Annotated in this window: 17 protein-coding genes; 10 read left to right on the top strand and 7 right to left on the bottom strand. The window is 70.9% G+C overall.

Going from position 1 to position 24,657, the window contains the following annotated elements; all coding sequences use genetic code 11:
* Positions 1-3 precede the first annotated feature (3 nt).
* The 5 genes from PPSIR1_RS28630 (at position 4) to PPSIR1_RS28610 (ending at position 10,781) form a co-directional block, all read left to right on the top strand.
* Positions 4-5,733, top strand: a complete 5,730-nt coding sequence (locus PPSIR1_RS28630) for a protein kinase domain-containing protein (protein ID WP_006974695.1) — start codon at positions 4-6, stop codon at positions 5,731-5,733.
* A gap of 286 nt (positions 5,734-6,019) precedes the next feature.
* Positions 6,020-7,069, top strand: a complete 1,050-nt coding sequence (locus PPSIR1_RS44105; RefSeq protein ID WP_006974694.1) for a glutathione S-transferase family protein — start codon at positions 6,020-6,022, stop codon at positions 7,067-7,069.
* Positions 7,070-7,091: 22 nt separating this feature from the next.
* Positions 7,092-7,613, top strand: a complete 522-nt coding sequence (locus tag PPSIR1_RS28620) for a hypothetical protein (protein WP_006974693.1) — start codon at positions 7,092-7,094, stop codon at positions 7,611-7,613.
* Positions 7,614-8,031: 418 nt separating this feature from the next.
* Positions 8,032-8,883, top strand: coding sequence for an MBL fold metallo-hydrolase (locus tag PPSIR1_RS28615; protein ID WP_006974692.1), 852 nt, complete (start codon positions 8,032-8,034; stop codon positions 8,881-8,883).
* A 56-nt stretch (positions 8,884-8,939) separates the two neighbouring features.
* Positions 8,940-10,781, top strand: a complete 1,842-nt coding sequence (locus PPSIR1_RS28610; RefSeq protein WP_157596076.1) for a hypothetical protein — start codon at positions 8,940-8,942, stop codon at positions 10,779-10,781.
* Positions 10,782-10,806: 25 nt separating this feature from the next.
* On the opposite strand, the gene PPSIR1_RS28605 is transcribed toward PPSIR1_RS28610, so the two are convergent.
* The 3 genes from PPSIR1_RS28605 to kbl form a co-directional block, all read right to left on the bottom strand.
* Complete coding sequence (locus PPSIR1_RS28605) at positions 10,807-11,361, bottom strand: hypothetical protein (protein WP_006974690.1); 555 nt, start codon at positions 11,359-11,361, stop codon at positions 10,807-10,809.
* A gap of 233 nt (positions 11,362-11,594) precedes the next feature.
* Positions 11,595-12,110, bottom strand: a complete 516-nt coding sequence (locus PPSIR1_RS28600) for a hypothetical protein (RefSeq protein WP_006974689.1) — start codon at positions 12,108-12,110, stop codon at positions 11,595-11,597.
* Positions 12,111-12,272: 162 nt separating this feature from the next.
* Entirely contained in the window at positions 12,273-13,460 is a 1,188-nt protein-coding gene (gene kbl, locus PPSIR1_RS28595; protein WP_006974688.1) for a glycine C-acetyltransferase, read from the bottom strand.
* A 107-nt stretch (positions 13,461-13,567) separates the two neighbouring features.
* On the opposite strand from kbl, the gene PPSIR1_RS28590 reads away from it, so the two are divergent.
* A complete protein-coding gene (locus tag PPSIR1_RS28590; protein ID WP_086001777.1) occupies positions 13,568-15,646 on the top strand; it encodes a DsbA family protein in 2,079 nt (692 codons plus the stop codon).
* 82 nt (positions 15,647-15,728) lie between these two features.
* Here PPSIR1_RS28590 and PPSIR1_RS28585 read toward each other — a convergent pair whose 3' ends face one another.
* Complete coding sequence (locus tag PPSIR1_RS28585) at positions 15,729-16,706, bottom strand: NAD-dependent epimerase/dehydratase family protein (protein WP_053335442.1); 978 nt, start codon at positions 16,704-16,706, stop codon at positions 15,729-15,731.
* Positions 16,707-16,971: 265 nt separating this feature from the next.
* Between PPSIR1_RS28585 and mraY the strand changes: the two genes are divergently transcribed.
* The 3 genes from mraY to PPSIR1_RS28570 all read left to right on the top strand — a co-directional run bounded on the left by mraY (position 16,972) and on the right by PPSIR1_RS28570 (position 20,305).
* A complete protein-coding gene (gene mraY, locus PPSIR1_RS28580) occupies positions 16,972-18,090 on the top strand; it encodes a phospho-N-acetylmuramoyl-pentapeptide-transferase (protein WP_045116930.1) in 1,119 nt (372 codons plus the stop codon).
* The gene (gene murD / locus PPSIR1_RS28575) at positions 18,087-19,493 is read left to right on the top strand and encodes a UDP-N-acetylmuramoyl-L-alanine--D-glutamate ligase (protein WP_006974684.1); all 1,407 of its coding nucleotides are present in this window, start codon (positions 18,087-18,089) and stop codon (positions 19,491-19,493) included. The genes mraY and murD overlap by 4 nt, the downstream gene beginning before the upstream one ends.
* Positions 19,494-19,639: 146 nt before the next feature.
* Entirely contained in the window at positions 19,640-20,305 is a 666-nt protein-coding gene (locus tag PPSIR1_RS28570; protein ID WP_006974683.1) for a hypothetical protein, read from the top strand.
* Here PPSIR1_RS28570 and PPSIR1_RS28565 read toward each other — a convergent pair.
* The 3 genes from PPSIR1_RS28565 to PPSIR1_RS28555 form a co-directional block, all read right to left on the bottom strand.
* The gene (locus PPSIR1_RS28565) at positions 20,298-21,068 is read right to left on the bottom strand and encodes a hypothetical protein (RefSeq protein ID WP_006974682.1); all 771 of its coding nucleotides are present in this window, start codon (positions 21,066-21,068) and stop codon (positions 20,298-20,300) included. The genes PPSIR1_RS28570 and PPSIR1_RS28565 overlap by 8 nt on opposite strands.
* A gap of 90 nt (positions 21,069-21,158) precedes the next feature.
* On the bottom strand, positions 21,159-21,584 hold the full coding sequence (locus PPSIR1_RS28560) for a CBS domain-containing protein (protein ID WP_006974681.1): 426 nt from the start codon (positions 21,582-21,584) through the stop codon (positions 21,159-21,161).
* A 71-nt stretch (positions 21,585-21,655) separates the two neighbouring features.
* Complete coding sequence (locus tag PPSIR1_RS28555) at positions 21,656-22,810, bottom strand: ferritin-like domain-containing protein (protein ID WP_006974680.1); 1,155 nt, start codon at positions 22,808-22,810, stop codon at positions 21,656-21,658.
* Between the two features lie 197 nt (positions 22,811-23,007).
* On the opposite strand from PPSIR1_RS28555, the gene PPSIR1_RS28550 reads away from it, so the two are divergent.
* On the top strand, positions 23,008-24,657 hold the full coding sequence (locus tag PPSIR1_RS28550) for a tryptophan 7-halogenase (protein ID WP_006974679.1): 1,650 nt from the start codon (positions 23,008-23,010) through the stop codon (positions 24,655-24,657).

Below are 24,657 nucleotides of genomic sequence, written 5' to 3'. Positions count from 1 at the left end.
GGAGTGAGTGGTGGCGTCGCACGGGCCCGGGCCCTGGGCCTGGAGGGCTATCGGGACGCCCACGTCCTGCGCGAGTCCGGGACGACCCGGGTGTTCGCGGCGACGCGCGAGGTCGACGACGAGGTCGTGGTCGTCAAGCTCTACGAGCTCGGCTCGGACGAGGGCCTCGAGGCCCGGGTCGAGCACGAGTTCAAGCTCATCCAGCAGCTCGAGCTCGACGGGGTCGTGCGCGCGCTGGCCCTCGAGCGCGCGGGCACCCAGCTGGCGCTGGTGCTCGAGTGGCGCGAGGGCGTCAACCTGGCCGAGTTTTGCAGCGGCCGGGCCCTCGACGTCGACGAGTTCCTGACCGTCGCGGTCCAGGTCGCCGACACCCTGGCGCAGATCCACGAGCGCGGCGTGGTCCACCGCGACATCAAGCCGACCAACATCCTCATCGACCCCCGGGACCGCTCGATCTCCATCGCCGACTTCGGCATCTCCGTGCTGCTGGAGAGCGAGCGCCGGCACATCCACGACCGCCGGGTGCTCGAGGGCACGCTGCCCTACATCTCGCCCGAGCAGACCGGCCGCACGCACCGCCAGGTCGACTACCGCAGCGACCTCTACTCCCTCGGCGTGACCTTCTACGAGCTGCTCACGGGGGAGCGGCCGTTCACCAGCGACTCACCCCTCGAGCTGATCCACGCCCACCTCGCGCGCCGCCCCCTGCCGCCCCAGCGCCTGCGCCCGGAGCTGCCCGCCGCGGTCTCGGCCATGGTCATGAAGCTGCTCGAGAAGGCCCCCGAGCGGCGCTACCACTCGGCCAAGGGCCTGCACGCCGACCTCGAGCGCCTGGCCTCGGGGCTGCAGGCGGGCGAGGGCCTCGACGACTTTCAGCTCGGCGAGGGCGACGTGCCCACGCAGCTGCTCTTGCCCCACCGCCTCTACGGCCGGGACGAGGAGACGCGGCTGCTGCTCGAGGCCCTGCGCGAGGCCTGCCGCGGGCGGCCGCGCTGCGTGCTGATCTCGGGGCCGCTGGGCATCGGCAAGACCGCGCTCATCGATCAGCTCGCCGAGCCCGTGCTCAGCCGCGAGGGGCACCTGGCCCGGGGCAGCTTCCGCGACAGCATCAGCGAGCGCTCCCACGCCGGCATCCTCGTCGCGCTGACCGACGTCGCCGATCAGCTGCTGACCCTCGACAACGCCAGCCTCGGGCGCTGGCGCGAGCGGCTGCGCCGGGAGCTCGGGGATCTCGGCCCGGTGCTCGTCGAGCTGATGCCCAAGTTTGGCCCGGTGCTCGGGGCCTACGCGCGCGGGGCCCCGCGCCTGTCCCCGCTCGAGTCCCGCAACCGCACCGCCCTGGCCCTGGCGCGCCTCGTCGCCAGCCTCGCGCGCATCGATCACCCCCTGGTCCTGGCCCTCGACGACGTGCACTTCGCCGACACGGCGAGCTGCGAGCTGCTCGCGATCTTGCTCGGCGAGGCGCGCTCGGCCCTGCTCATGGTGCTGTGCGTGCGCGACGAGGAGCTCGACCCCAGCCACCCGCTGCGCCACATCCTGGGCGTGCTCGAGCACGGCCACAGCCTGCGCCGGCTGCCCCTCGAGCCGCTGGCGCGGGGGGACGTGGCCGAGCTGGTCGCCGACGCGCTCTCGACCTCCGTCGCGGACGTCGAGCCCCTCGCCGAGCTGATCGGGCCCAAGACCCGCAACAACCCCTACTTCGTCCGCCAGCTGCTCCAGCTGCTCTTCGACCACCGGCTGATCGTCGCCGGGCCCGAGGGCTGGACCTGGGACGCCGACACCATCACCCGGGCGGAGTTCTCCGACGACGTCCTGATGATGATGACCGCCAAGCTCGGGGAGCTCGAGCCGGGCGCCCTCGAGGTCCTGATGTACGCGGCGATCATCGGGGCGAACTTCGACTTCCCGACCCTGCGCGCGCTGATGCTCGAGCGCGGGGCGTCCGAGGGCGACGCGGTCCGCCACCTCGGGGCCCTGGTCGGCGAGGGCCTGGTCAACCCCCTGGGCGAGGGCCGGCACAGCTTCGCCCACGAGCGCCTCCACGCCCTGGCCTACGAGCTCGCCGGGCCGCAGCTGCGGACCTCGGTCCACCGCCGCGTGGGCATCATCGGGCTCGCGCGCCTGGCCGGGCCCGAGCGCGAGTTCGACGTCGGCCCGGCCGGGGAGGCCGCGGCCCTCGAGCTCGGCCGCGGGGTGGTCGAGTGGGCCTCGGAGGAGCTGTTCGACGTCGTCGATCACCTCGGCTACGGCTACGGCCTGCTCGCCTTCCCCGACGAGGGCGACACCCCGCCGCCCGAGCGCGCGCGGGCGGCCCTCGAGGACGCGGCGCTGAGCCTGCGCCGGCACCTGGCCGAGCTCAGCCTCGCGGCCGGGCGCCGGGCGATCGGCAGCTCGGCGCCGCGGGCCGCGATGCGCTACTTCAGCGCGGGCGTGCGCGCCCTCGACGAGCGCCTCGGGTCGGGGGGCGGCGGGGCGCTCGGGCGGAGCTCCAAGCCGGGCGGCGGCAGCCTGGCCGTCGACCTCGAGATCGGCCTGTGCGAGGCCCTGGGCCTGGGCGGGGACTACGAGATCGCCGAGGCCCGCTTCGACGCCCTGCTGTCCACGCAGCTCGAGCCCGTCGACTTCGGCCACGCCGTGACCACGCGGATCTCGAACCGGATCTTCGCCGACGACCGCCACCTCGCCCTCGACTGCTGCATCGGCGCCCTGGCCTGGCTCGAGTATGAGCTGCCGCTGACCCAGGAGCTCGATCGCCAGGCCGGGGACCTCTACGCCCTGCTGCGCTCCGACGCGCTCGCGGGCATGGAGGAGCGCCCCCCGGTCACCGACCCGCGGGTGCTCGCGGCCCTCGAGGTCATCGAGGTCAGCATCGCCAGCGCCCAGCTCGTCGACGCCCACGTCCACCTCGCGCTGACCGAGCTCTACCTGCGCGTCGTGTCCGAGCAGGGCTACCACTCGGCCTATCCGCTGATGCTAGTCCACGGCGCGACGATCATCGGCGCCTACCTGGGCGAGCGGGCCCTGGGCTGCGAGCTCGCCGAGCAGGCTCGGGCGTTGGCCGAGGTCGGCGCGGCCACGGTGCTCCGACGCCTGGCCTCGCCCTACTGGTTCCTGCGCGGCTGGACCCAGCCCTTCGCCCACGCCCTCGAGCCCCTGCGCGCCTCGGTGGCCGCCTCGCTGGTCGTCGGCGACTTCGAGTTCGTCGGCTACGGCACGATCATGCGCCTGTCGACCTCGCTGTCGGCCAACGTGCACCTGCGGACCATCGAGTACGAGGCCGAGGCCGGGCTGCACCGCCTGCGCCAGTGGGGCGCCAAGCCCCTGGCCGCGATCGCCGACGCCTACCAGCGCTTCGCCGGGGCGCTGCTCGGCGATCGCCACGAGGGCGCGCTCGCGGAGGTCGAGCGCGACCTCGAGCAGCCCGTGTGCGCGCGGATGATCGAGCTGCTCGCGGTCTGGCAAGACGTGCTGTTTGGCCGGTGGTCGGCGGCCCTGGCCCGGGTCGAGGGGCTCGCCGACACCGAGCGGATCCTGTTCGCGCCCTGGCACGTCGCCGACTACAGCCTGCTGCACGGCCTGTCCGCGGCGGTCTGCGCCCGCTCGACGACGGACGCGGCCGCCCGAGAGCGCCTGCTCGGCGTGGCCCGGGAGCGCCTGCGCAAGCTCCGGAGCTGGTCCGAGCTGGGCTCGTGGGACTTCGACCCCCGGGCGCTGCTGGTCGCCGCGGAGCTGCGCGCCCTCGAGGGCGAGCCCGTCGAGGCCATGGCGTGGTTCTCCCAGGCGCGGCGCAGCAGCGCCGAGCAGCGCCTGCCCGCGCTCGAGGCCCTGACCCTCGAGCGCCTGGGCGCGACGGCCCTGGGCCTGGGCCTCGACGACCTGGCCCGCGGCCCGCTGCGCGAGGCCCGGGACCGCTACCACCACTGGGGCGCCTTCGCCAAGGTCGCGGAGCTCGAGGCGCGCTGGCCCGAGATGGGCACCTTGACGCCGGCCAAGGGCGGGGCGGCCGAGGGCCTCGAGGACACCCACATGACCCGGAGCAGCTCCGCCAACGAGGCCCTCGACCTCGACACCGTGCTCAAGGCCACGGTCGCGATCGGCGAGGACATCCAGCTCGGCGACGTGGTCACGCGGATCATGGCCATCGCCCTCGAGAGCGCCGGGGCCCAGCGGGGGGCCCTGATGCTCCCGCGCGGGCGGGGCGACTCGGGCAAGGACGCGACCCTGGCCGTGGTCGCCCTGGCCAGCGTCGAGGTCGACGACGCCTACGGGGTCGGCTACCTGCGCGAGTCCCTGGCGCTGAGTGAGGTCGGCGACCGCCTGCCGCTGTCGCTGCTGCGCTGGGTCGAGCGCACCCGCGAGACCGTGATCCTCCACGACGCGGTCCGCGACCTTCGCCACGGCCTCGACCCCTACATCGCCGAGGCCGGCGTGCGCTCGGTGCTGTGCCTGCCGATCGTCAAGCAGGGCCGGCTCATCGCCCTGCTCTACCTCGAGAACCGGCTCAGCCCCGAGAGCTTCACCCAAGAGCGCATCGAGGTCCTGCGCCTGCTCATGGTCCAGGCCGGCAGCGCCCTCGAGAACGCCCAGCTGTTCGAGCGCCTGCGGACCAGCGAGGTGCGCTGGCGCTCCCTCGTCGAGGACCTCCCGGACGTCGTCATGCTGCTCGACGCCGACGCGCGCATCGAGTTCGTCAACCACCTCGGCGGCGCGGCCCCGCCCGAGCGCGCGCTCGGCCGCACGATCGTCGAGTTCATCCACCCCGACGACCGCGAGCAGCTGCGCGCGGCCATCGAGCAGGCCGTGGGCGCGGGGGAGCGGCGCGCGGAGGAGCTGCGCATCGAGACGCCCGCGGGCGAGCGGTGGTTCGCCTGGCGGGTGGTGCCGATCAGCGTCGACGGCCGGGTCGAGCGGCTGATCATCGTGGGCACCGACGTCACCGAGCGCCGCGCGGCCGAGGCGGCCCAGCGCTCGGTCGAGGCGGCCCAGCGCCAGCAGCAGCGCCTCGAGTCCATCGGCACCCTCGCCAGCGGCGTCGCCCACGAGATCAACAACCCGATCCAGGGGATCATGAACTACTCGGAGCTGATCATGCACACGCCGGACGAGCGGGAGCTGGTCATCGAGTTCGCCGAGGAGATTCACCACGAGTCCGAGCGCGTCGCGACCATCGTCCGCAACCTGCTGGCCTTCTCGCGCCGGGACAGCGAGACCCTCGGGGAGACCTTCTCGGCCAAGCAGATCGTCGACGGGACCCTGTCCCTGGTGCACACCATCTTGCGCCGCAGCCAGATCGAGATCCGCGTGGACATCCCCGAGGACCTGCCGCGGGTCGCCTGCCGTCACCAGCAGATCCAACAGGTCGTGATGAACCTGGTGACCAACGCCCGCGACGCCCTGTGCGAGCGCTGGCCTGGGCACAACGAGCGCAAGCTGATCGAGATCGAGGCGCGCACCGTCCCAGCCGAGGGGGCAGCCGAGGGGGCAGCCGAGGGCGGTCGGGGCTGGCTGCGGATCAGCGTGAGCGACCACGGCGGGGGCGTGCCCGAGCACGTCGCCGCGCACATCTTCGACCCCTTCTTCACCACCAAGGGCCGAGACCAGGGCACCGGCCTGGGGCTGTCGGTGAGCCACGGGATCCTCCAGGAGCACGGCGGCGAGCTGCGCCTGGACAACCGCGCGGGCGAGGGCGCGACCTTCCACATCGACCTGCCGCTGACCTCGATGGTGGATTGAGCGGGTAACCTGCGCCCGCGTCGAGCGAACAGTCGATCGACGTGGTGAGCTGAGTCGTGGACGTGGGGCAGGGAGGGCGTGGCGTCGTCCACGACGGTTTAAATAGGCAGAGACTGTGGATTCATCCACAGTCTCTTGGTTCACCGGGCGCCTTGCACCGTGTGGGCCAGACGCCGCCGGGTCGGGGAGTCGAGACGCAACCGTGACAGAGCGCCGAGTCGAAGCCGCGTCGAGGGACGCTAGAGTTCCAGCGTGGGCGGACCAGACGGCGCAGCGGGAGGTCTTCGTGACCGGTGAGCGCACGCTGAAGGTCGTCGAGAGCGAAGCGGCCGAGAGCCGCGCGGACGCAGCGGTCGAGGCGAGCGATGCGGTCGACGCGGCTGATGTGGCTGACGCGAGCGACGCGGTCGTCACGACGGTGCCCGAGCCCGGGCGCCCGCCCTCGAAGCTCGCCGGCAAGCCCATCCGCCTGCACCACTTCCCGACCTCGATCCCCTCCCAGGTCGTCCGCCTCGCCCTGGCCGAGAAGGGCCTCGAGTGGGAGGGCGTGATCGTCAACACCGGCCCGGCCAACGAGCACTTCGAGGCGGACTACGCCGAGCTCAACCCGCGCCTGGCCGTGCCGACCGTCGAGATCGGCGACACGGTCGTGACCGAGACCCTCGACATCCTGCGCGTGCTCGACGAGCTCGGCTCGGGGCCGAAGCTGATCCCCGCGGACCCCGAGGCCAGGGCCGAGGTCATGCTCTGGGTCGAGCGCCAGGACAGCTTCCCCCTGCTCGAGCTGCACCACGGCCGGGCCAAGGGCATGACGCGGTGGTTTTACCGCTGGGCCCTGGGCCAAGAGCGCACGCAGCTGCGCAAGCTCGTCGACAAGCAGCCCGAGCTCGCGCCCGTGTACCAGGCCAAGCTCGACGAGCTCGACGTGTTCAAGGAGGCGGTCAACGACCGCGGGCTCATCGACCAGCTCGTCGTCGACGTCGAGGCCGTGCTCGACGAGATCGAGGAGCTGCTCGAGGAGCGGCGCTGGCTCGCGGGCGACGAGTACACCCTCGCCGACCTGACCTGGACCGCGGCCATCGCCCGCCTCGACCACATCGGCTTCTCGCGCTCGCTGTCCGAGCGCCGCCGGCCCAACATCGCGAGCTGGTACGAGCGGCTGCGCGAGCGCGCGAGCTGGCCCGTGGGCATCCGCCGGCTGACGGCCCTGCAGCTGACCAAGTTCTACGGCCCGGCGGTGCTCAAGACCTTCCTGATCGCCTGGGTGGTCAAGTGGGTCGTGCTCACGCCGCTGATCTACGGCATCGCCTCGCTGCTCAACTGCTCGGGCCAGTGAGGGCTGGTAACCTGGGGCTCGCGTGAGCTTCTGGATCTACCTCGTCGTCGCCCTGCTCGCGGGCGTGGGTCTGATCCAGACCATGCGCGGCCAGGCCCGGAGCCGACGCTACCTCGAGGGCAGCCCCGAGGAGAACCCGCTGCAGCTCTCGCACCTGTCGCGCTCGCTCCAGGACCTGGCCCGGGACACCCGCGCCCTGCGGCTGAGCCTCGAGGGGCCGCTGCGAGAGCTGCGCGAGGGGGGGAGCGCGGCGGCGATGCTGGGGGAGTTCGACGAGCTGCAGCAGCGGCTGCGCGACGCGGCGCGGGAGCTCGGGGAGTGGGTGCTGGAGGTGGAGCGGCTCAGCGCGGTGGACACGGCGTACATGCAGGACGTGGGGGCGGATCCCAACCGGGTGCGGGCGCTGTTTGAGGACGAGGGGTGGTCGCTGGAGCGGCGGCGCAAGTCGGGGCAGCCGGCGTTGCGGGATCGGCTGGCGCAGATTGTGCGAGAGCTCGAGGTGTTTGAGGAGCGGCTTCAGGCTCCGCCGGCGCCTTATCGCTGAGTGCGCGTTCGGGGGATTGCTTTGGGTTTTGCGAGCGGTCTCGGCTCTGATGGGGAGCGGGCACGGGTCAAGGGGGTCGGTCTCGGCTTCGATGGGGAGCGGGCACGGGTCAAGGGGGTCGGATCCCCCGCTGTCGCCTGACGGCATGGGCTGTTGGGGTTTTGGGCGTTTGGGGTTGGGGTGGGTCTTGGGTTTCATCGAGGGCTTGGGCGGCTCCTTGCGCTGGGGGATCCGACCCCCTTGCCCCTTTTGTGCCCGTCGTGGTGCGGAGGGTGTTGCCTTCGACTCGATGGGTGAGCTGGGTTGCGTGGTGCTGCATCACGTTGGAACGGGGTGGGACCGCGGGGGTCCTTGGGGGGCGCTGGGCGTGGTGGTTGGAGGACTGGGGTTTGGCCCGGAGGCTGCAATGGCTCGGGGCATGGAGATTCGAGCGTTCTTCCACGAGCCGACCTACACCTTGACTTACCTGGTGTGGGACCCCGAGACCCGCGATGCCGTGGTGATCGACCCGGTGCGGGATTACGACCAGGGGGCGTCGAAGACGGGGACGGCGGCCCTGGACGCGCTCGATGCGGCGCTGAAGGGGCTGGAGCTGAAGCTGCGCTTCGTGCTCGAGACCCACGCGCACGCGGATCATCTCAGCGGGGCGCCGGTGCTGCGCGAGCGCCATGGGGCGCCGGTGGGCATCGGCGCGCGCATCGTCGAGGTCCAGGCGCTGTTCAAGGACGTGTTCGACATGCCGGCGAATTTTTCCGTCGAGGGCCGGCAGTTTGATCGGCTGCTTGGGGACGGCGAGGTGCTCGAGGCGGGCAGCCTCGAGGTCGAGGTGATCTCGACGCCCGGGCACACGCCGGCCTGCGTCAGCTACCGCATCGGGGACGCGCTGTTCACCGGGGACGCGCTGTTCATGGACGACTACGGCACGGGCCGCTGCGACTTTCCGGGGGGGAGCGCGGACCAGCTCTACAGCTCGATCCACGACCGCCTCTACGCCCTGCCCGACGCCACCCGGGTGTTCGTCGGCCACGACTACCAGCCGGGCGGGCGCGCGCTGGCCTACGAGACGAGCATCGGCAAGTCCAAGGCCAACAACCCGCAGCTGCGCGGGGACACGAGCCGCGAGGACTTCGTGCGCTTTCGGGAGCAGCGCGACGCGGGCCTGAAGGCGCCGCGGCTGCTCTACCCCTCGGTGCAGATCAACGTCGACGGCGGGCAGCTGCCCGAGCCCGCGGACAACGGGACGCGCTACCTCCGGATTCCGATCCGCTGACGGCGCTCTGCACGACTTGACACCGGGGCGCCCGCGCTGCGGCTATGCTCGCCGAGGTGAGCGAGGATCGCGAGCACCCCGCCCCGTCGAGGGGCGCGACGTCGGCCCTGGCGAGGCGCTCGCCCGAGGGCCTGCGGCGCTCCCCGACCTTCTACGCGACGGGGGGCTCGGTCGAGACCTGGAGGGCCTTCATGACCCTCGTCGGGGGCCCGGGCTTGCTCGCGCTCGTATTCGGCACCCTCGTATCCCTGACCGTGGCCGTCGACCCGGGCCTGATCATGTTGGCGGTGTTCTTCGCCTTCCCGATGGGCGTCATCGGCACGAACTACTGGTTTCAACGCCGGGAGCAGCACGCCTTGGCGCGGGCCCAGGCGCGGGCCGAGGTCGAGGGGGGGAAGAGCTGGCCAGCCCTGGAGGCGCCGGAGGTGCTGCTCGAGGTCGCGGCCCACCGGGCGATCCGCGAGCTCGAGGCCGGCGAGGTGCAGGCGGCCGTGGACGCGCTGTCGATCCGCGAGCGAGACATGCACCGCCAGCGCCGGCGGCGAAACTGGACCCACGGTCTGCGCGGAGAGCTGCTGCGCAGCGTGCTGGCGTGGCTGTCCCCGAGCCACTTCGCCGAGGAGGGCGTGGCGCGGGCCTCGGCCTTCCCCGAGCGCGGCGCGGACGCTCAGGGCCTGGCGCTGCTGGCCGCCCTGCGCGTGCTCGAGGCCGCGAGCGAGGCCAGCGACGAGGTCCTCGAGCATGCCTGGGCGGCGGCGCAGGCGAGCGCGCTGAAGGTCGAGCTGCCCATGCTCTACACGATCACCCTGGCCGTGACCGCCGAGCGCCTCCACGCCCACGCCGAGGAGCTGCGCGAGCGGGTGATGTCCGACGCCAGCGGGCGCATGCGCGGGCTGCTCGAGCGCCTGTTTCCGAGCATGCGCATCTGGGTCGAGGGGGGCTACCGCGAGGCCAGCCCCGAAGCCCCGGCGGTGGTCACCCAGGCCCTAGCTCTGGTCCCGCCGCCGAGCCTGGTCGCCCTCGCCGAGCCGACCCCGGAGACCGGCGAGCTGTCCTCGAACCAGTTCATGGTCGCCTCGGGCTCGGCGGCCCTGGCCACGGGCCTGGCCGTGGGCGGGGTGATGGGGCTGGCGTCCGGCGGCCTGGCGGGTCTGGGCCTGGGCCTCTACTTCGGCGGCATGTTTGGGCTCTACGCTGGCGTGCCCCTGGCCGCGATGATCACCGTCAGCCGCACCCGCACGCGCCAGCGCAGGCGGAGGGTCGAGCCGCTCACGCGCCTCGATCCGCGGCCGCCTGCGGCGTGGATCAGCGAGTGCGCCCTGGGCCCGCCAGGCAAGCTGATGTGGGCGAGCGGCCAGCGGCGCTTCGAGCCCGTGCCGCCGGGGCAGATGGTGCTCTACGTCGCCGCGGCCCGGGCCGAGCAGGCCCTCGCGCGCCTCGACATCGACCAGGCCTGGGCCGAGCTGCGGTGGTGGTTCGACGCCTTCGACGGCCGCGTCGCCCGCCCCGACGAGCTCCACGCCACGGGCTCGACCCTCGTGCGCGTGGCGGTGCTCAGCCGTCACCAGGCCCACGCCCGGGCCTTGTTGGCCGTGCTGCCCGAGTTCTCGAGCGAGCAGGATACGAGCGGCAACCGGACGGCCTACGGCAACGCCCCGCGGGCCGTGGCGATGGCGGCGGTGCTGGTCGCGAGCCTGGACGAGGCCTGGTTCGAGGTGCCCAAGCTGCTCGCGCGCGCGTGGGCGGCTCGGCCCGTGTACATGGAGCCCCGAGACCACGCGCTGATGCACGCCTGCGCTGAGCGGGCGCGGGCGGCCGGGGTCGAGGAGGCGCGCTGGGGCGGCCCCGCGGCCTCCTCCGAGGCGCGCGCGTGGGCCGAGGGCGCTTGGCCGCGGTGACTGGCCGCGGCTTGGCTCCTGGCGCTCAACCGTTGACGGACTTTAGAAAGCTCCACGTGTAGCCGCCCAGGCGCTTGCCGATGGTCCGGAAGCGAGCGCGCGGATCGGCGGTGGTCATCGAGGTCTCCTGGTTGGCCCGGACCTCGATCTCGTCGAGGGTCTCGCCGTCGAGGGTGAAGATGACGCGAGCGGTGGCCTCGGACGGCCACTTGACCAGCTCCGTCGCCCACATGCCCTCTTCCCACTGGATCCAGCTGACCGTCATTTGAACCTGACCCGGCGCGGCCTGGCCCTCGACGAATTCGACGCCGTCGGCGCGTTGCCGCAGACCCTGCATGAAGGTCCGGTTGGCCTCGGACATGCTGTCGGTGTAGTTGTCGCGGTGCTCGTCCTTTTCGCGGCTGTCGAGCCACTCCTGCTCGGTCATCTGATCCTTGTTGCCGACGCGGACGTTGACCGACTCGAACTGGACGGCCATCTGAGCCTTGCCCTGGAGCGCCGAGGGGGGCCCCGAGGCCTTGATGACGGTCCAGGTCTTGAAGCAGCCGGTCGCGCTGAATACGAGGGCCAACAAGAACATGAATGCGGATGGACGGAGACGAGCTGCGATTGACATGTGTACAGATTATCGATCTGTGCAATGGTGGCGTGGTAAATGTCGACGCTCGTCGAGTGTCAGGGCTCTCATCGCAGCGGTGAATATTTACGATGCCATGGTGGTCGCCCAATTCGGCCGCTCCCTTTCGAGGGGATCCACTCGCTGGACACCGTCGCTCCGGTGCCTTTGTGCGTCGAGTGCCGACGAAGTAGCCCTCAGCCCTCGCGCTCGGCCTTGGCGGCCTTGGCCTCGGCGACCAGCAGGTTGAGCTCGTCCATGCTCACGGTCTGCGTCGTGGTCATGCGCGCCTGGGACAGGGCGGCGTCCGTCGGGTACTTGGCCCTGCCCTCGTCGGACTTCAGCCAGCGCTGGAAGGTCGCCTGGATCTGGAACCAGTGCGCGGTGTCGCGGATGCTGTACTCGCCGAACAGTTTTTCGCGCCGCTCCTTGTTCCTCCACGCCTGCTCGATGCGGAACTCGGCGGTGAAGTAGCGGGCGATGTCGGTGGCGAACTCGAAGGTGCCGGGGTCGTCCTTGGCCTCGAGCTCGGGGTCGCGCTCGCCGGGCTCGGTCGGGGTCAGCTCGTCGAGGCTCTCGAGGGGAGAGCTCGACTTGGGCGCTTCGTCGCTCGACTTGGCGTCCGCAGCGTCCGTCTTGGCGGCGTCGTCTGCCGGCTCGGGCGGGGTGCTGCGTAGGCCCAGGGTCGTGAAGATGCGATCGAGCAAGCCCATGGCTGCGCGGAGCCTATCACCTGACCCAAAAATCCGCGCATTTTGGGCGAGATGCGCGGGTCTTCGTCGCGCGCGCTCGTCGCTTGGGTGGCGATCGTGACACGGGTCGCCACGATCGCCCGCATCGCGACCCGCACGGCAGGTTGGGCACGGCAGGTTGGATCAGTCGATCACGCCGAGCTCTTTGCCGATCTTGGTGAAGGCCGCGACGGCCTTGTCGATCTGCTCGGGGCTGTGCCCGGCCGAGAGCTGGACGCGGATGCGGGCCTGGCCCTTGGGCACGACGGGGTAGCTGAAGCCGATGACGTAGATGCCCTCGTCGAGCAGCTTGTCGGCGAACTGCACGGCCAGGCGGGCCTCGCCGAGCATGATCGGGACGATGGGGGTGTCGCCGGGCTTGAGCGAAAAGCCCGCCTCGACCACGCCCTCGCGTAAGCGCTTGGTGTTGGCCTCGAGCTTGTCGCGCAGCTCGGTGGTCGCGCTCAGGGTCTTCATGACCGCGAGGCTGGCCGAGACGATCATCGGCGCGAGGGAGTTGGAGAACAGGTAGGGGCGCGAGCGGTTGCGGAGCATCGCGACGATCTCCTTGCGCCCGGAGGTGAAGCCGCCCGAGGCCCCGCCCAGCGCCTTGCCCAGGGTCGAGGTGATCACGTCGACGCGGCCCATGACGTCGCAGTACTCCGGCGTGCCCCGGCCGGTCTTGCCGATGAAGCCGGTCGCGTGGCTGTCGTCGACCATGACCATCGCGTCGTACTTCTCGGCCAGGTCGCAGATCTGGTCGAGCTTGGCGATGTTGCCGTCCATGCTGAACACGCCGTCGGTGGCGATCATCCGCATGCGCTTTTGTTGGGTGGCTTTGAGCTTCTCCTCGAGCTCAGCCATGTCCGAGTTGGCGTAGCGGTGCCGCTCGGCCTTGCACAGGCGGATGCCGTCGATGATCGAGGCGTGGTTGAGGCTGTCGGAGATGATCGCGTCCTCCTTGGTCAGGAGGGTCTCGAACAGGCCGCCGTTGGCGTCGAAGCAGGAGCTGTAGAGGATGGTGTCCTCGGTGCCCAGGTAGGTGGTCAGGGCGTCCTCGAGCTCCTTGTGCTTGTCGAGGGTGCCGCAGATGAAGCGCACGCTGGACATGCCGTAGCCCCGCTCTTCGAGGGACTTGGCCGCGGCCGCGACCACGTCGGGGTGGCTCGACAGGCCGAGGTAGTTGTTCGCGCAGAAGTTGAGGACCTTGTCGTCGTTGACGGCGATCTCGGCGCCCTGGGGCGAGACGATGATGCGCTCGTGCTTGTAGAGACCGGCCTCTTCGATCTCGGACAGGATGGTGGCGAAGTGCTCCCGGGCTTGCTCGAACATCTCGCCGGGATGATACGGGTTTGCGCCAGGGTCCCCGCGTGAGCCGGCTCCCAAGGCTTTGCGCCGCGGGGGCGCCGAGGGCTCGCAGACTTGCTAGCGTTCCGCCCATGCCTGCGCGCGTCCGCTTTCGTGTCGATCTGTGTGTGCTCTCCCTCGCCGCCCTCGCGCTGAGCTGCACCGGCGGGTCGAAGTCCGCGACGCAGACGCCCCCGGTCGAGGCCGGCGAGCAGGCGCGCACGGGGCAGGCAGGCGCGCCCGCGCGGGGGGCCGACAGCCTCGCCCTCGACGCTCGGGCGCAGGAGCTCGCGGACGCCGTCGAGGGGCAGCTCGAGGGGGAGCGCTTTCGGGTGCCGGTGTCCGCCTCGGACCTGAGCTTCGGCGCCCCGGCGGCGGAGGCCCGGATCACCATCGTGGTGTTCTCGGACTACCAGTGCCCCTACTGCGGCCGGCTCCACGACGCCCTCGACGAGGTCGCCGCCCGCAGCCAGGACGTGCGCGTGGTCTACAAGCACTTCCCGCTGGCGATGCACGGCGAGGCCCGGGACGCGGCGCTGGCCCTGCTCGCGGCTCAGCGCCAGGGTCGTGGCCTCGAGCTGCACCGCGTGATGTTTGAGCGCCCCGGTGAGCTCAGCGAGCTCGAGCCCCTCGCGCGGGCGGCGGGGATCCAGGACGTCGAGGGCTTGCTCGTCGAGGTCGGCCAGGGCATGGGCGCGGAGATCGTCGACGGCGACATCGAGCTGGGCAAGGCCCTGGCCGTGCGCTCGACCCCCTCCTACTTCATCAACGGCCTGCCGGTGCGCGGGGCTCGGGCCGCCGAGCAGCTCGAGGAGCTGATCGCGGCCGAGCGCGAGCAGGTCGACCACCTGCTGCGCGCCGGGGCCCACCCCGCCGAGGTCTACCCCGCGCTCATGGCCCTGGCCTCGGACGGGCCGGCCTTCGAGGCGCGCAAGCCCTCGGGCGGGAGCAAGGCGCGGCCGGGCAGGCCCGATCCGGAGGTCCACTACGCCGTGCCCGTGGACGGCCGCCCGACCAAGGGGCGCGCGGACGCCCTGGTCACGCTGATCGCCTTCGGGGACATGCAGTGCCCCTTTTGTCGCAAGGCCGAAGCGACCCTCGACGCCCTGGCCAAGCGCTACGGCAAGGACCTGCGCATCGTCTACCGCCACAACCCCCTGCCCATGCACGCGCAGGCCAAGGACGCGGCGCTGGCCCTGGTCGCCGCCGATCGCCAGGGCGAGTTCTTTGCCATGCGCGCGGCGCTCTACGAGGCCGCCGAGGACGGCCGGCTCGCGGAGTCTGGGATCTTCTCGACCCTCGCGCGCCAGCTGGGCCTCGACATCCGCAGCTTCAAGGCCGACATGGCCGACCCCGACGCGGCCAAGATCATCGCCGAGGACCAAAAGGTCGCGCAGCAGTTTGGCGCGACGGGGACCCCGGCCTTCTTCGTCAACGGCCGGTTCTTGTCCGGAGCCCAGCCCGAGGCCGCCTTCGCGGCCCTCATCGACGAGGAGCTCGACAGCGCGAAGACCTACCTCGCCGGGCACCGCGGCAAGCAGAGCCAGCTCTACGCGGCGATGAGCAAGAGCTGGGCGACCAAGGTCGAGGTCCCGCCCGTGGCCGCGCACTCGCGCGAGGCCGTGGCGCTCGACGGCCGCCCGGTCCGCGGCGTGCAGCCGAGCAAGAAGCGCAAGGCGGACATCGAGATCCTCACCTGCCTCGACTTCGACTGCCCCTACTGCGCGCGCTGGCACCAGACCATCGACGAGGCCCTCGCCGACGGCCGCTACTCGGGCAAGGTCAGCTACGCCGTCGCCCACTTCCCCCTGCCCATGCACAAGGACGCCGAGGGGGCGCACCGGGCCGCGATCGCGGCGGGCGAGCAGGGCAAGTTCTGGGAGATGCACGACCTTTTGTTCGCCGACAAGAGCAAGCGCAGCGAGGCCGACTACCTGGAGTACGCTCGCTTCCTCCAGCTCGACGTCGCCCGCTTTTCCAAGGACCTGGCGAGCGCGGCGACCCAGGCGGTCATCGACGCCGACAAGCAGCTGTGTTCGAAGCTGGGCGTGTCGGGCACGCCCCACTCCTTCGTCAACGGTCGGTCGATGCGCGGGGCCTTGCCCATGACCATGGTCGGCCCGGTCCTCGACGAGGAGCTCGCCGGGGGCTTCGAGGCCGCCGCCAAGTGAGCGCGGGTCCACAGCCGCAGGTGACGTGGGAGAACTGCCAGGGCCGGCAGCTGGTCGTCGCAGCTTCTTCGACGCGAGCGCGTCAGTGGGTCTCGAAGTTCAGGGCGTCCGCGCGGGTCTCGAGCAGGGAGCGGATCTCCGGCAGCAGGTGCGCCGTCATCTCGCCCAGGTCGTAGCGCGGGGCCCAGCCCCAGTCGGCGCGGGCGAGGCTGTCGTCGAGGGCCGAGGGCCACGAGTCGAGGATCGCCTGGCGGGCGGGGTCGGGGGTGAAGCCAAAGTCGGCGCCCCGGGGCAGGGCCGCGGCGACGGTGTCGGCGATCTCCTGGGCCGTGGGTGAGAACGCGGCGATGTTGTAGATGGCGCGGCTGAGGCCCTCGCGGGGGGCGTCGCTGAGCTCGAGCAGGGCCCGGATGCCGTCGGGCATGTACATCAGGGGGATGCGCGTGTCGGGGCGGCAAAAGGCGTCGTAGGCCCCGCGGCGGACCCCGTCGAGGTACATGAACACGACGTAGTCGCTGCTGCCTCCGCCGGGCATGGACGCCGAGATCAGCCCCGGGAAGCGGACCCCGCGGACGTCGAAGCCAAAGCGCGCGCGGTAGTAGTCGGCGAGCATCTCCCCGGCGGCCTTGGTCACCCCGTACATGGTCGTGGGGTGGAGGGCGACGTCGTCGACCACGGTCTCGGGCAGGCCCGGGCCGAACACCGCGATGGTGCTCGTGAACATCATCTGGCCCACGCCGCAGCGGCGGCAGGCCTCGAGCACGTTGTAGGTCCCGCCCTGGTTGACCGTGTAGGTCAGGTGGGGGTCGTGCTCGCCCTTGGCCGAGAGGATGGCCGCGAGGTGGAAGACCTTGTCGGGTTTGATCTGCTCGAGGGCCTCGACGATGGCGCTGAAGTCGGTGACGTCGAGGTGGTGCCAGGGCAGGTCGGCCGGGAGATCGGAGGCCGCCGCGGGGCGCGGCTGGACGTCGCTGGCGTGGACCTCATCGCCGCGCTGGAGCAACTCACGGATGAGATCGAGACCCACTTGCCCGCCGGCGCCGGTGACCAGGATTCGCACTCGCGGAGTCTCCATGTTCGCCCTGGGGCCCGCAAGGCGTGCAATTCCATGCGCAACGCGGCAGCAACGCAAAAATTTGGAGGATGGGCCGAGCGCCGGCACGACCCGGCGCCGATGGCTCCGCGCGAGAATTCCGCGACACCCGTTTTGGCTGGCGAGCGCTGGTCGGAATCTCGATCTGCGGGTATGCGTACCTGAACCCACACACACCTGCGCAAGATTCTTGCGTGAGTGAGCCCAGGTGTGCCAAGCGATTCGAGGAACCGTGCTGTACCAGCTTCTATACGGGTTGCATGACAAGGCGGACTGGCTCTCGGGCCTGAACGTCCTGCGTTACACGTCCACGCGCATCTTGCTCGCCACGCTCACGGGCCTGCTGCTCACGCTGCTTTTGTATCCGTGGTTCATCCGCACGCTACAGAAGATCCAGCTGGGTCAGGTCGTGCGCGACGACGGGCCAGAGTCGCACTTGTCCAAGCGGGGGACGCCGACCATGGGCGGCTCGCTGATCATCTTCGCGGTGATCATCCCCACCGTCTTGTGGTCGGACACCGGCAACCCCTTCGTATTGCTGGCGACCCTGGTCACGGCGGGCTTCGGCGTCATCGGCTTCCTCGACGACTTCCTCAAGATTCGGCGCAAGAGCTCCGGGGGCCTGGCGGGGCGCTACAAGTTCCTCGGCCAGTTCATCGTGGCCACGGCGGCGGTCGCCTACCTCTACGGCGGCGACATCATGCCCGAGGCGATCCGCTACCGCCTGGCGCTGCCGCTGACCGATTTTTACGCCACGCAGATCAGCCTGCCCCCGGCGGTCTACTGGATCTTCTCGGTCCTGGTCATCGTCGGGGCCTCCAACGCGGTCAACCTGACCGACGGCCTCGACGGCCTGGCGATCGGCCCGACCATCATCTCCTCGGGCACCTTCTTGGCCCTGACCTACGCCGCCGGCACGATCATCGCCGGCTTCGACATCGCCCGCTACCTCAACATCCCGCACATCCCCGGCTCGGGCGAGCTGGCGATCTACTGCGGGGCCATGTGCGGGGCCGGCATCGGCTTCCTCTGGTACAACACCTACCCGGCGAGCGTGTTCATGGGCGACGTGGGCTCCCTGCCCCTGGGCGCGGGCCTGGGCTTTCTCGCCGTCGCGTCCAAGAACGAGTTCACCCTGCTCATCGTCGGCGGCATCTTCGTGCTCGAGACGGTCTCGGTGATCATCCAGGTCGCCAGCTTCAAGCTGACCGGCAAGCGGGTGTTCAAGATGGCGCCCATCCACCACCACTTCGAGCTCAAGGGGTGGGCGGAACCAAAGGTCATCGTCCGATTTTGGATCATCAGCTTCGCCCTGGCCCTCGTCGCCCTGGCAACCTTGAAGCTCCGGTGAGCGAGACACGAGCGGTCCAGACTCCTGGGCTCGGCGCACTCTCGGGTGTTCGCCGGGCCCTCGTCGTTGGCTGCGGGCTCAGCGGGAAGGCGGCGGCGCTGCTGCTGGTCGCCGCTGGGGTCGAGGTTGCGATCTACGACCAGCGCGCCGCTGCGCCCGAGCTGCCCGAGGGGCTGGCCGAGGTCGAGCTGTTCCTGGGCGAGGCGCCGAGCGATGCTGCGTTCGCGGGCTTCGACCTGATGGTGCTCAGCCCCGGCGTGCCCCCGGGGCCGTGGCGGGAGCGCCACGCTCGCTGCTGCCCCGACGCGCAGATTCACGGCGAGCTGAGCCTGGCGCTGCTCGTCGCGGCGAGCTGGCCCCGGTCGCTCGAGACCGCGCTGATCACCGGGACCAACGGCAAGAGCACGGTCACGGCGCTGACCGGCGCCCTGCTCGAGGCCGGCGGGCGCTCGACCTTCACGGGCGGGAACCTGGGCGTGCCCCTGAGCGAGCTGGTGCTGGCCGTGGCTCGGGGCGAGCGCGAGGCCCCGGAGGCCCTGGTGCTCGAGTGCTCGAGCTACCAGCTCGAGACCCTGCGCGTGCACGGCTCGCCGGCGGTGTCCGTGGCCATGCTGCTCAACGTCAGCCCGGACCACCTCGATCGCTACGACTCCCTCGAGCACTACGCCGAGACCAAGGGCCGCGTGTTCGGGGGCCTCGAGCCGGGCGGCCTCGCGCTGCTCTCGGCCCGCGACGCGTTCACGCCCCGGCTGCGCCGCTTCGTGCCCGAGGCGGCGCGCTGCGTGCTCGTCGACGGCGAGGACGATCGGCCGCGGCTGAGCGACGCGAGCCTCGAGCTGGGCGCGGGCGAGTCCATCGATCGCCGCGCGCTGGCCCTGGCCGGGCGCCACAACGCCCTCAACGCCCTGTTCGCGGTCCTCGCCGCCCGCCACCTCGGCGTGAGCCTCGACACCTGCGAGGCGACGCTGCGCCGCTTCCAGGCCCTGCCCCACCGCATGAACCCCATCGCCGAGCGCGACGGCGTGCGCTACTTCGACGACTCCAAGGCGACCAACGTGGCCTCGGTGCTCGCGGGCCTCGACGGCTTCGAGCAGACCTTCGTGCTGATCTGCGGCGGGCGGGCCAAGGACGGGGACGACCTGGGCGCGCTTCGGCCCGTGCTCGCGCGCCAGGGCCGGGCCCTCGTCGCCCTGGGCGAGAGCGCCGAGCAGTTCATGGCCATGGCAAAAGGCGCGCTCCCCTGCGTGCGCGTGGCCGACATGGACGAGGCCGTCCGCGTGGCGGCGAGCTGCGCCCAGCCCGGCGACGCCGTGCTGCTCTCGCCAGCCTGCGCGAGCTGGGACATGTACCGGAGCTTCGTGCACCGCGGCGAGGTGTTCGCCGAAGCCGTCGCCCGACTATGACGACTGCCCCATTTCAAATGGGGCACCATCGACATACCGGCCGCGCGAACGGTGCGGTCGGATGGGCTGTAATCTCGTGTCTTGGGCGCGCGAACCCCACTAAGATCTTCAGTCCCCGCGTTGACGCGGTGACTGGAGATAGAGCGATGCCAAACGTAGTCGTCAAGGACAACCACCTCACCTACAACGGAGTCTCGTACTTCCGCGGGCACGCCGAGGAGATCGAGCTCGGCAGCATCGGCGAGAAGAAGACGCCGCTGACCAAGCAAAACTACCTCGACGTCAAGGACCGCATCCCGCCCAAGAAGATCGGCACGGCCAAGAGCACCCTCGTCGACATCGACTTCAGGCGCTCGACGAGCTCGGCCTTCTCCGTGGCCATCAACGCGATCATCAAGGGCGTGCCCGTGCGCGTGGGCGCCAGCCACACGCGCTCCAAGCTGCAGTCCGGCGAGCTGCGCATGCTCAAGCTCAGCGTCATGAACAACACCATGGAGCGGGCCATCAACGACTCGCCGCGCAAGCGCGACGACCTGGCGCGCTGGGGCAAGGACGCGCGCATCTGCCATCAGGTGTTCATCGTGATGGAGGGCGCCATCGCCACGAAGTACGGCAACGACTCGAGCGTGAAGCTCTCGGGCGGGGTCGAGGGGGTCAAGGCCGAGTTCAGCGGCAGCAGCAGCACCCGCGGCTCGACCCTCGTGACCCTGGCGCCTGGGACCTGCTTTGCCTACCTGCTGCTGAAGATCGACTGGAACAAGGGCAAGACGCGGGTCGACGACCTCGACACCGACCAGTGGAGCTTCAGCTAGCGGGGGCTCGGCGGCCGCGCGTCCTCGACAGCCTGCGGGACAACTCGCGGCGGAGCGCGGCCCCGAGCTGAGCGCGATCGAAGGCGCAGTAGATCACCAGCCACTGGTTGTCGAGGTAGCCCGGGTTGCGCTCGAGGTAGAAGGCGACGCTGTCCTCGGCGCTGCCCTCGGCGTAGCGACGCAGCCGCTCCGGATCTCGAAAGCGGAGCGGGTGGCCGAGCTCGACGCGCCAGGGGTCGCCCTCGAGGGGGAAGAAGCCGCGCTCGCGGGCGACCTCGGTGACGAGCCGGGTCAGCTCGGGGGGCGGCTCGACGCCGCGGCGAGGGTGGAGCAGGGGGAAGTGGCGCGCCATTCGGGCGTAGCCGGCGGGCGTGGAGGCCTCGCCGATCAGGCACAGCGGGGTGAAGGGCTCGCGCAGCTTGAAGCGCAGCGCGTGGGTGAGCAGCCGACGCACGGCGTAGGTGCCCGCGCCGCGCAGCTCGGGGTGGCTGTAGCCGCTGGCGTGGATCACCGCGTGGCGACGCCCGTCGAGCTCGACGCGGGTGATGTTCATGGCGAAGAAGGCGATCAGCTCGCCGCGTTCGGCGTAGAGCAAGGTCAGCTTGCTGTCCGGGCTGCGGAAGATGACCCGGCGGGCGAACATCTGCGTGTCCTCGAACTCGAAGGAGCCCAGGAAGATCGCGACGACGCCGCGCTGGATCTCTGCGCGCTCGTCGTCGCTGAGCTCGCGGACCTCGCAACAGCGGATACGCGCGACCTTCACCTGGGCACCCCGCTCACCGGCCCCAAGCTAGCAGCGGGCGGCCTCCGGAGCGAGGCGGGTCTGCCACCCGCCAAGGCTTTGAACGCGCGCCTACAGCATGCTCCGCGCGTAGCGGAGCACGTCGATGTAGCTGACGATCCCGACGAGATCCTCGCTCTCGGGGTCGATGACCGGCACGGCCCCGACCTTGTACTCGATCATCGCGTCGAGCACGGAGGCGATGGACTCGGTGTTGTCGACGCTGACGACGTCCGCGGCCATGACGTCGGCGACGCGGGTGTCGAGGAGGTCGTTGGCGCGATCGCGGCCGGCCTCGTCGAAGTGGTCGATCTCCAGGAGCAGGGGGACCCGATACTCGCGCAGGTCTCGGTCGCTGACGATGCCGATCAGGTGGCCGTCGTTGACGACGGGCAGGTGGCGGATGTCGCTGTCTTCGAGGAGCCGGAGCGCCTCGCGGACCGTGGCCGTGGGCGGCGCGGTGATCAGGTCCGTGGTCATGACGGCGTCGAGGCTCATGCCCTTGCGTTAGCACGGCGGCGCGGCCCAGCCTGCCCGGGCGCAGAGATTTCCGGGCCTGCGCTGCGCCCTCAAGCGGCGCGCTGGAGGTCGAGCTCGCGGAGCAGCATCTCGGCGCTGAGCTGGTCCGCGGCCTCGCCGTCGAAGAACTGCATCAGCCCGACCTTCTCGTAGTAGGGCATGATGCGCTCGCTGAGCAGGCCGATGGCGCGGAGGTTGGGGACCAGGCGCGAGAACATGACCTGGCGGAACATCTTCATGCCCGGGGCGCGGGTGATGAACTGCCGCCACTGCTCCCGGCTCATGCGCCCCTCGAACCACTCCTCGTAGACCTCGTAGGCCATGAAGCGGTTGCGCATCAGCAGGGCGACCTCGAAGGCCCAGTCCTCCCGCTCCTGGCGCTCGCGCTCGCTCAGGGCCTTGGTGAAGTGCTCGCGCAGGGCGAGCACGCCGTAGTGGACGTGGCGGGCCTCGTCCTGGATGACCATGCGCAGCAGCTCGCGGAGCAGGGGCTCGCCGGTGACCTTGTAGAGCACCCCGAAGGCGCCCAGGGCCAGGCCCTCGATCATGATCTGCGTGCCGAGGAATTTCATGTCCCAGCGCGAGTCGGTCATCAGCGAGTCGAGGATCACGAACAGGTTGTCGTTGATCTGGTAGAGGCGGCCGAGCTTCTGGTCGAGGTAGCGCGTGAACACCTCGATGTGCCGGCCCTCGTCCATGACCTGGGTGGCGCCGTAGAGCTTGCCGTCGAAGAACTGGACCGCCTCGGTGACCTGGGCCGCGGCGAACAGGGCCCCCTGCTCGCCGTGGAGGAACTGGCTGAGCATCCAGCAGATCACGCTGTAGGCCAGCTCGCGCTGCTCCTTGGGGCTCAGCAGCATGCCCAGCTCCTGGCTGAGATCGCCGGCGGCGAGGAAGCTCTTGGGCAGCAGCGGGACCTCGGGGTTGAAGGGGTCGACGTCGGTGTGCCAGGGCAGGTCGTCGCCGTTCCACTGGCCCTGCTTGGCGCGGGTGTAGAGCTCGGCCATCTCGGGGAAGTCGGCGGGGTAGCTCCAGTCGAAGTGCACGTCGTAGCTGACCGGGACCTTGGTCGGCCCGCCCTGCTTGCCGCGGCGCAGGACCATGCCGCGCACGCCCGAGGGGCCGAGGGAGCGCAGCACCTTGGGGTCGCGGATCTCCATGAACACCGACAGCGTCTCGAGGTAGCTGTCGACCTGGCTGCGCATCTTGAGAGGCAGAAGGTTCGTCAGACGCTCGCTAGTCAACTCCACGTGTTCACTGTGCCAGCCCCGGGATGGAGTGTAAAGTTCTACTTTACAGTTTGACCTGCGTTTTCGGCGTCTCATACGCGATTTGTTCAAAACAATGGTCTGCGCCAGGTCGCGGGTCTCGACGGCCCTCGGGCGCCTGCTAAGCTGGCTCCGTGAGGCCTCCCGAGGCAGCCCCGGCGCGCGCGGTCGAGCACCTGATCGTCGGGGCGGGGGTCGCCGGGCTGACCTTGCGGCGCTTCCTGGAGCTCGAGGGCGTCAGCGACTCGGTGGCCATCGTCGACCCGCGCCCGGGGAGCTACAAGGTCGGCGAGTCGGTCATCCCCGAGCTCTTCGCCCACCCCGAGCTCGCCGCGCTGCTGCCGGGCATCCGCGCGCTGCCCTCGTACACGGCCAAGCAGGGCACGACCTTCGTGATGCACGGGCGCGACGGCGCGCCGGAGCTGGCCTACTTCCCCGTGGGCGCGCGCCAGGTCGGGGAGGCCATGCACGTGGCCCGGGACGAGCTCGAGGCCGAGATGGCGCGGGCGTGGACGCTGGACATCGACCGCGCCGCGGTCACGGCCATCGACTGGCAGACCAAGCGGGTCGAGACCACGGCGGGCGCCTACCAGGTCTCGGGGCTGATCTTCGACTGCTCGGGGCCGGCCATGGTCGTGGCCAAGAGCCGCGGCGAGGTCGACGAGCGCCTGCCTGCGTGGGCGACCTGGGGCTACTACGACGTCGTCGCCGAGGAGCCGGCGGCCCTCGACCGGACCGTGCGCGAGGCGGGCTGGAGCACCCTCGAGTACGACGTCCGCCACCGCAAGATCATCTCCACCGAGGGCACCGCCGAGCTCGCCGAGCGCATCGCCCGGAGCACCTACCTGAGCCTCGTCGGCGACGGGCTGTGGACCTGGCAGATCCCTCTGTTTCGAGGCACGCGCATGAGCTACGGCGTGGTCTCGCGCCACGGCCCGGTGTCGCCGGAGCAGTACCGCGAGGTCGTCGAGGCCACCGCCGCGCCGCACTTTCAGCTGCGCCGGCGCCCCGAGCATGGCGGGTCGCCCTACGACCGCCTGCACGTGCGCAGCGGCTTCGCCCGCCGGGCCCGGACCCCCGCGGACAAAGACTTCATCCTCATCGCCGACGCCTTCGGCTTCTCCGATCCGGTCTACTCCGTGGGCACCGGGCTCGCGGTCAGCCAGGCCATCGAGGTCGCGCGCATGCTCGCCGCCGGCGGGTGGACGCTCGAGCGCTGCCAGGCCTACTGCGCCCACGCCAGCCGCATGCTCGACCGGGCCCAGCGCGCCTTCGAGTTTTGGTACGCGGGCGCGGTGGTCCGCGACGACGCCGTGGCCGAGGAGATCCAGCGGGATTTCCTTCAGGGCGGCCTGTTCCAGGCGAGCGTCAGCGAGGCCTACGGGACCGCCCTGGACCTTGCGAGCCTCGACAGCGAGCGCGACCCCTTCGACCCGGACTGGGAGGTGGTCGAGCTCCTCGCGCCGGTGACCGCCTTCCTCGAGCTCCCCGGCGAAGGGGGCGCGGCGCTGGTGGGCTGGGAGCTGACCAGCGCGCGGCCGTGCGCTGGCGGGCTGCAGCTGCGCTGGGCGGGCCACGGGGAGCCGGACATGACCATGCTGGTCCAGCACGACCCCGAGGGCGCGGGGCGGGCCTACAAGCGCGTGGGCGAGCTGGGCTTGAGCTACATGCGCGGCGAGGTCGAGGGCCCGCTGGACACCAACGCCCTCAACGCCCTCTTTGCTGCGATGATGGTCAAGCTGCGCGGGCGCGAGGCCGACTGGCTGGCCCTCGGCGCGGGCTGA

The organism is Plesiocystis pacifica SIR-1 (assembly GCF_000170895.1).
Classification (GTDB): domain Bacteria; phylum Myxococcota_A; class Polyangia; order Nannocystales; family Nannocystaceae; genus Plesiocystis; species Plesiocystis pacifica.
Note: the sequence above shows the minus strand (reverse complement) of the source record. Positions and strands in the feature narration are given on the sequence as shown.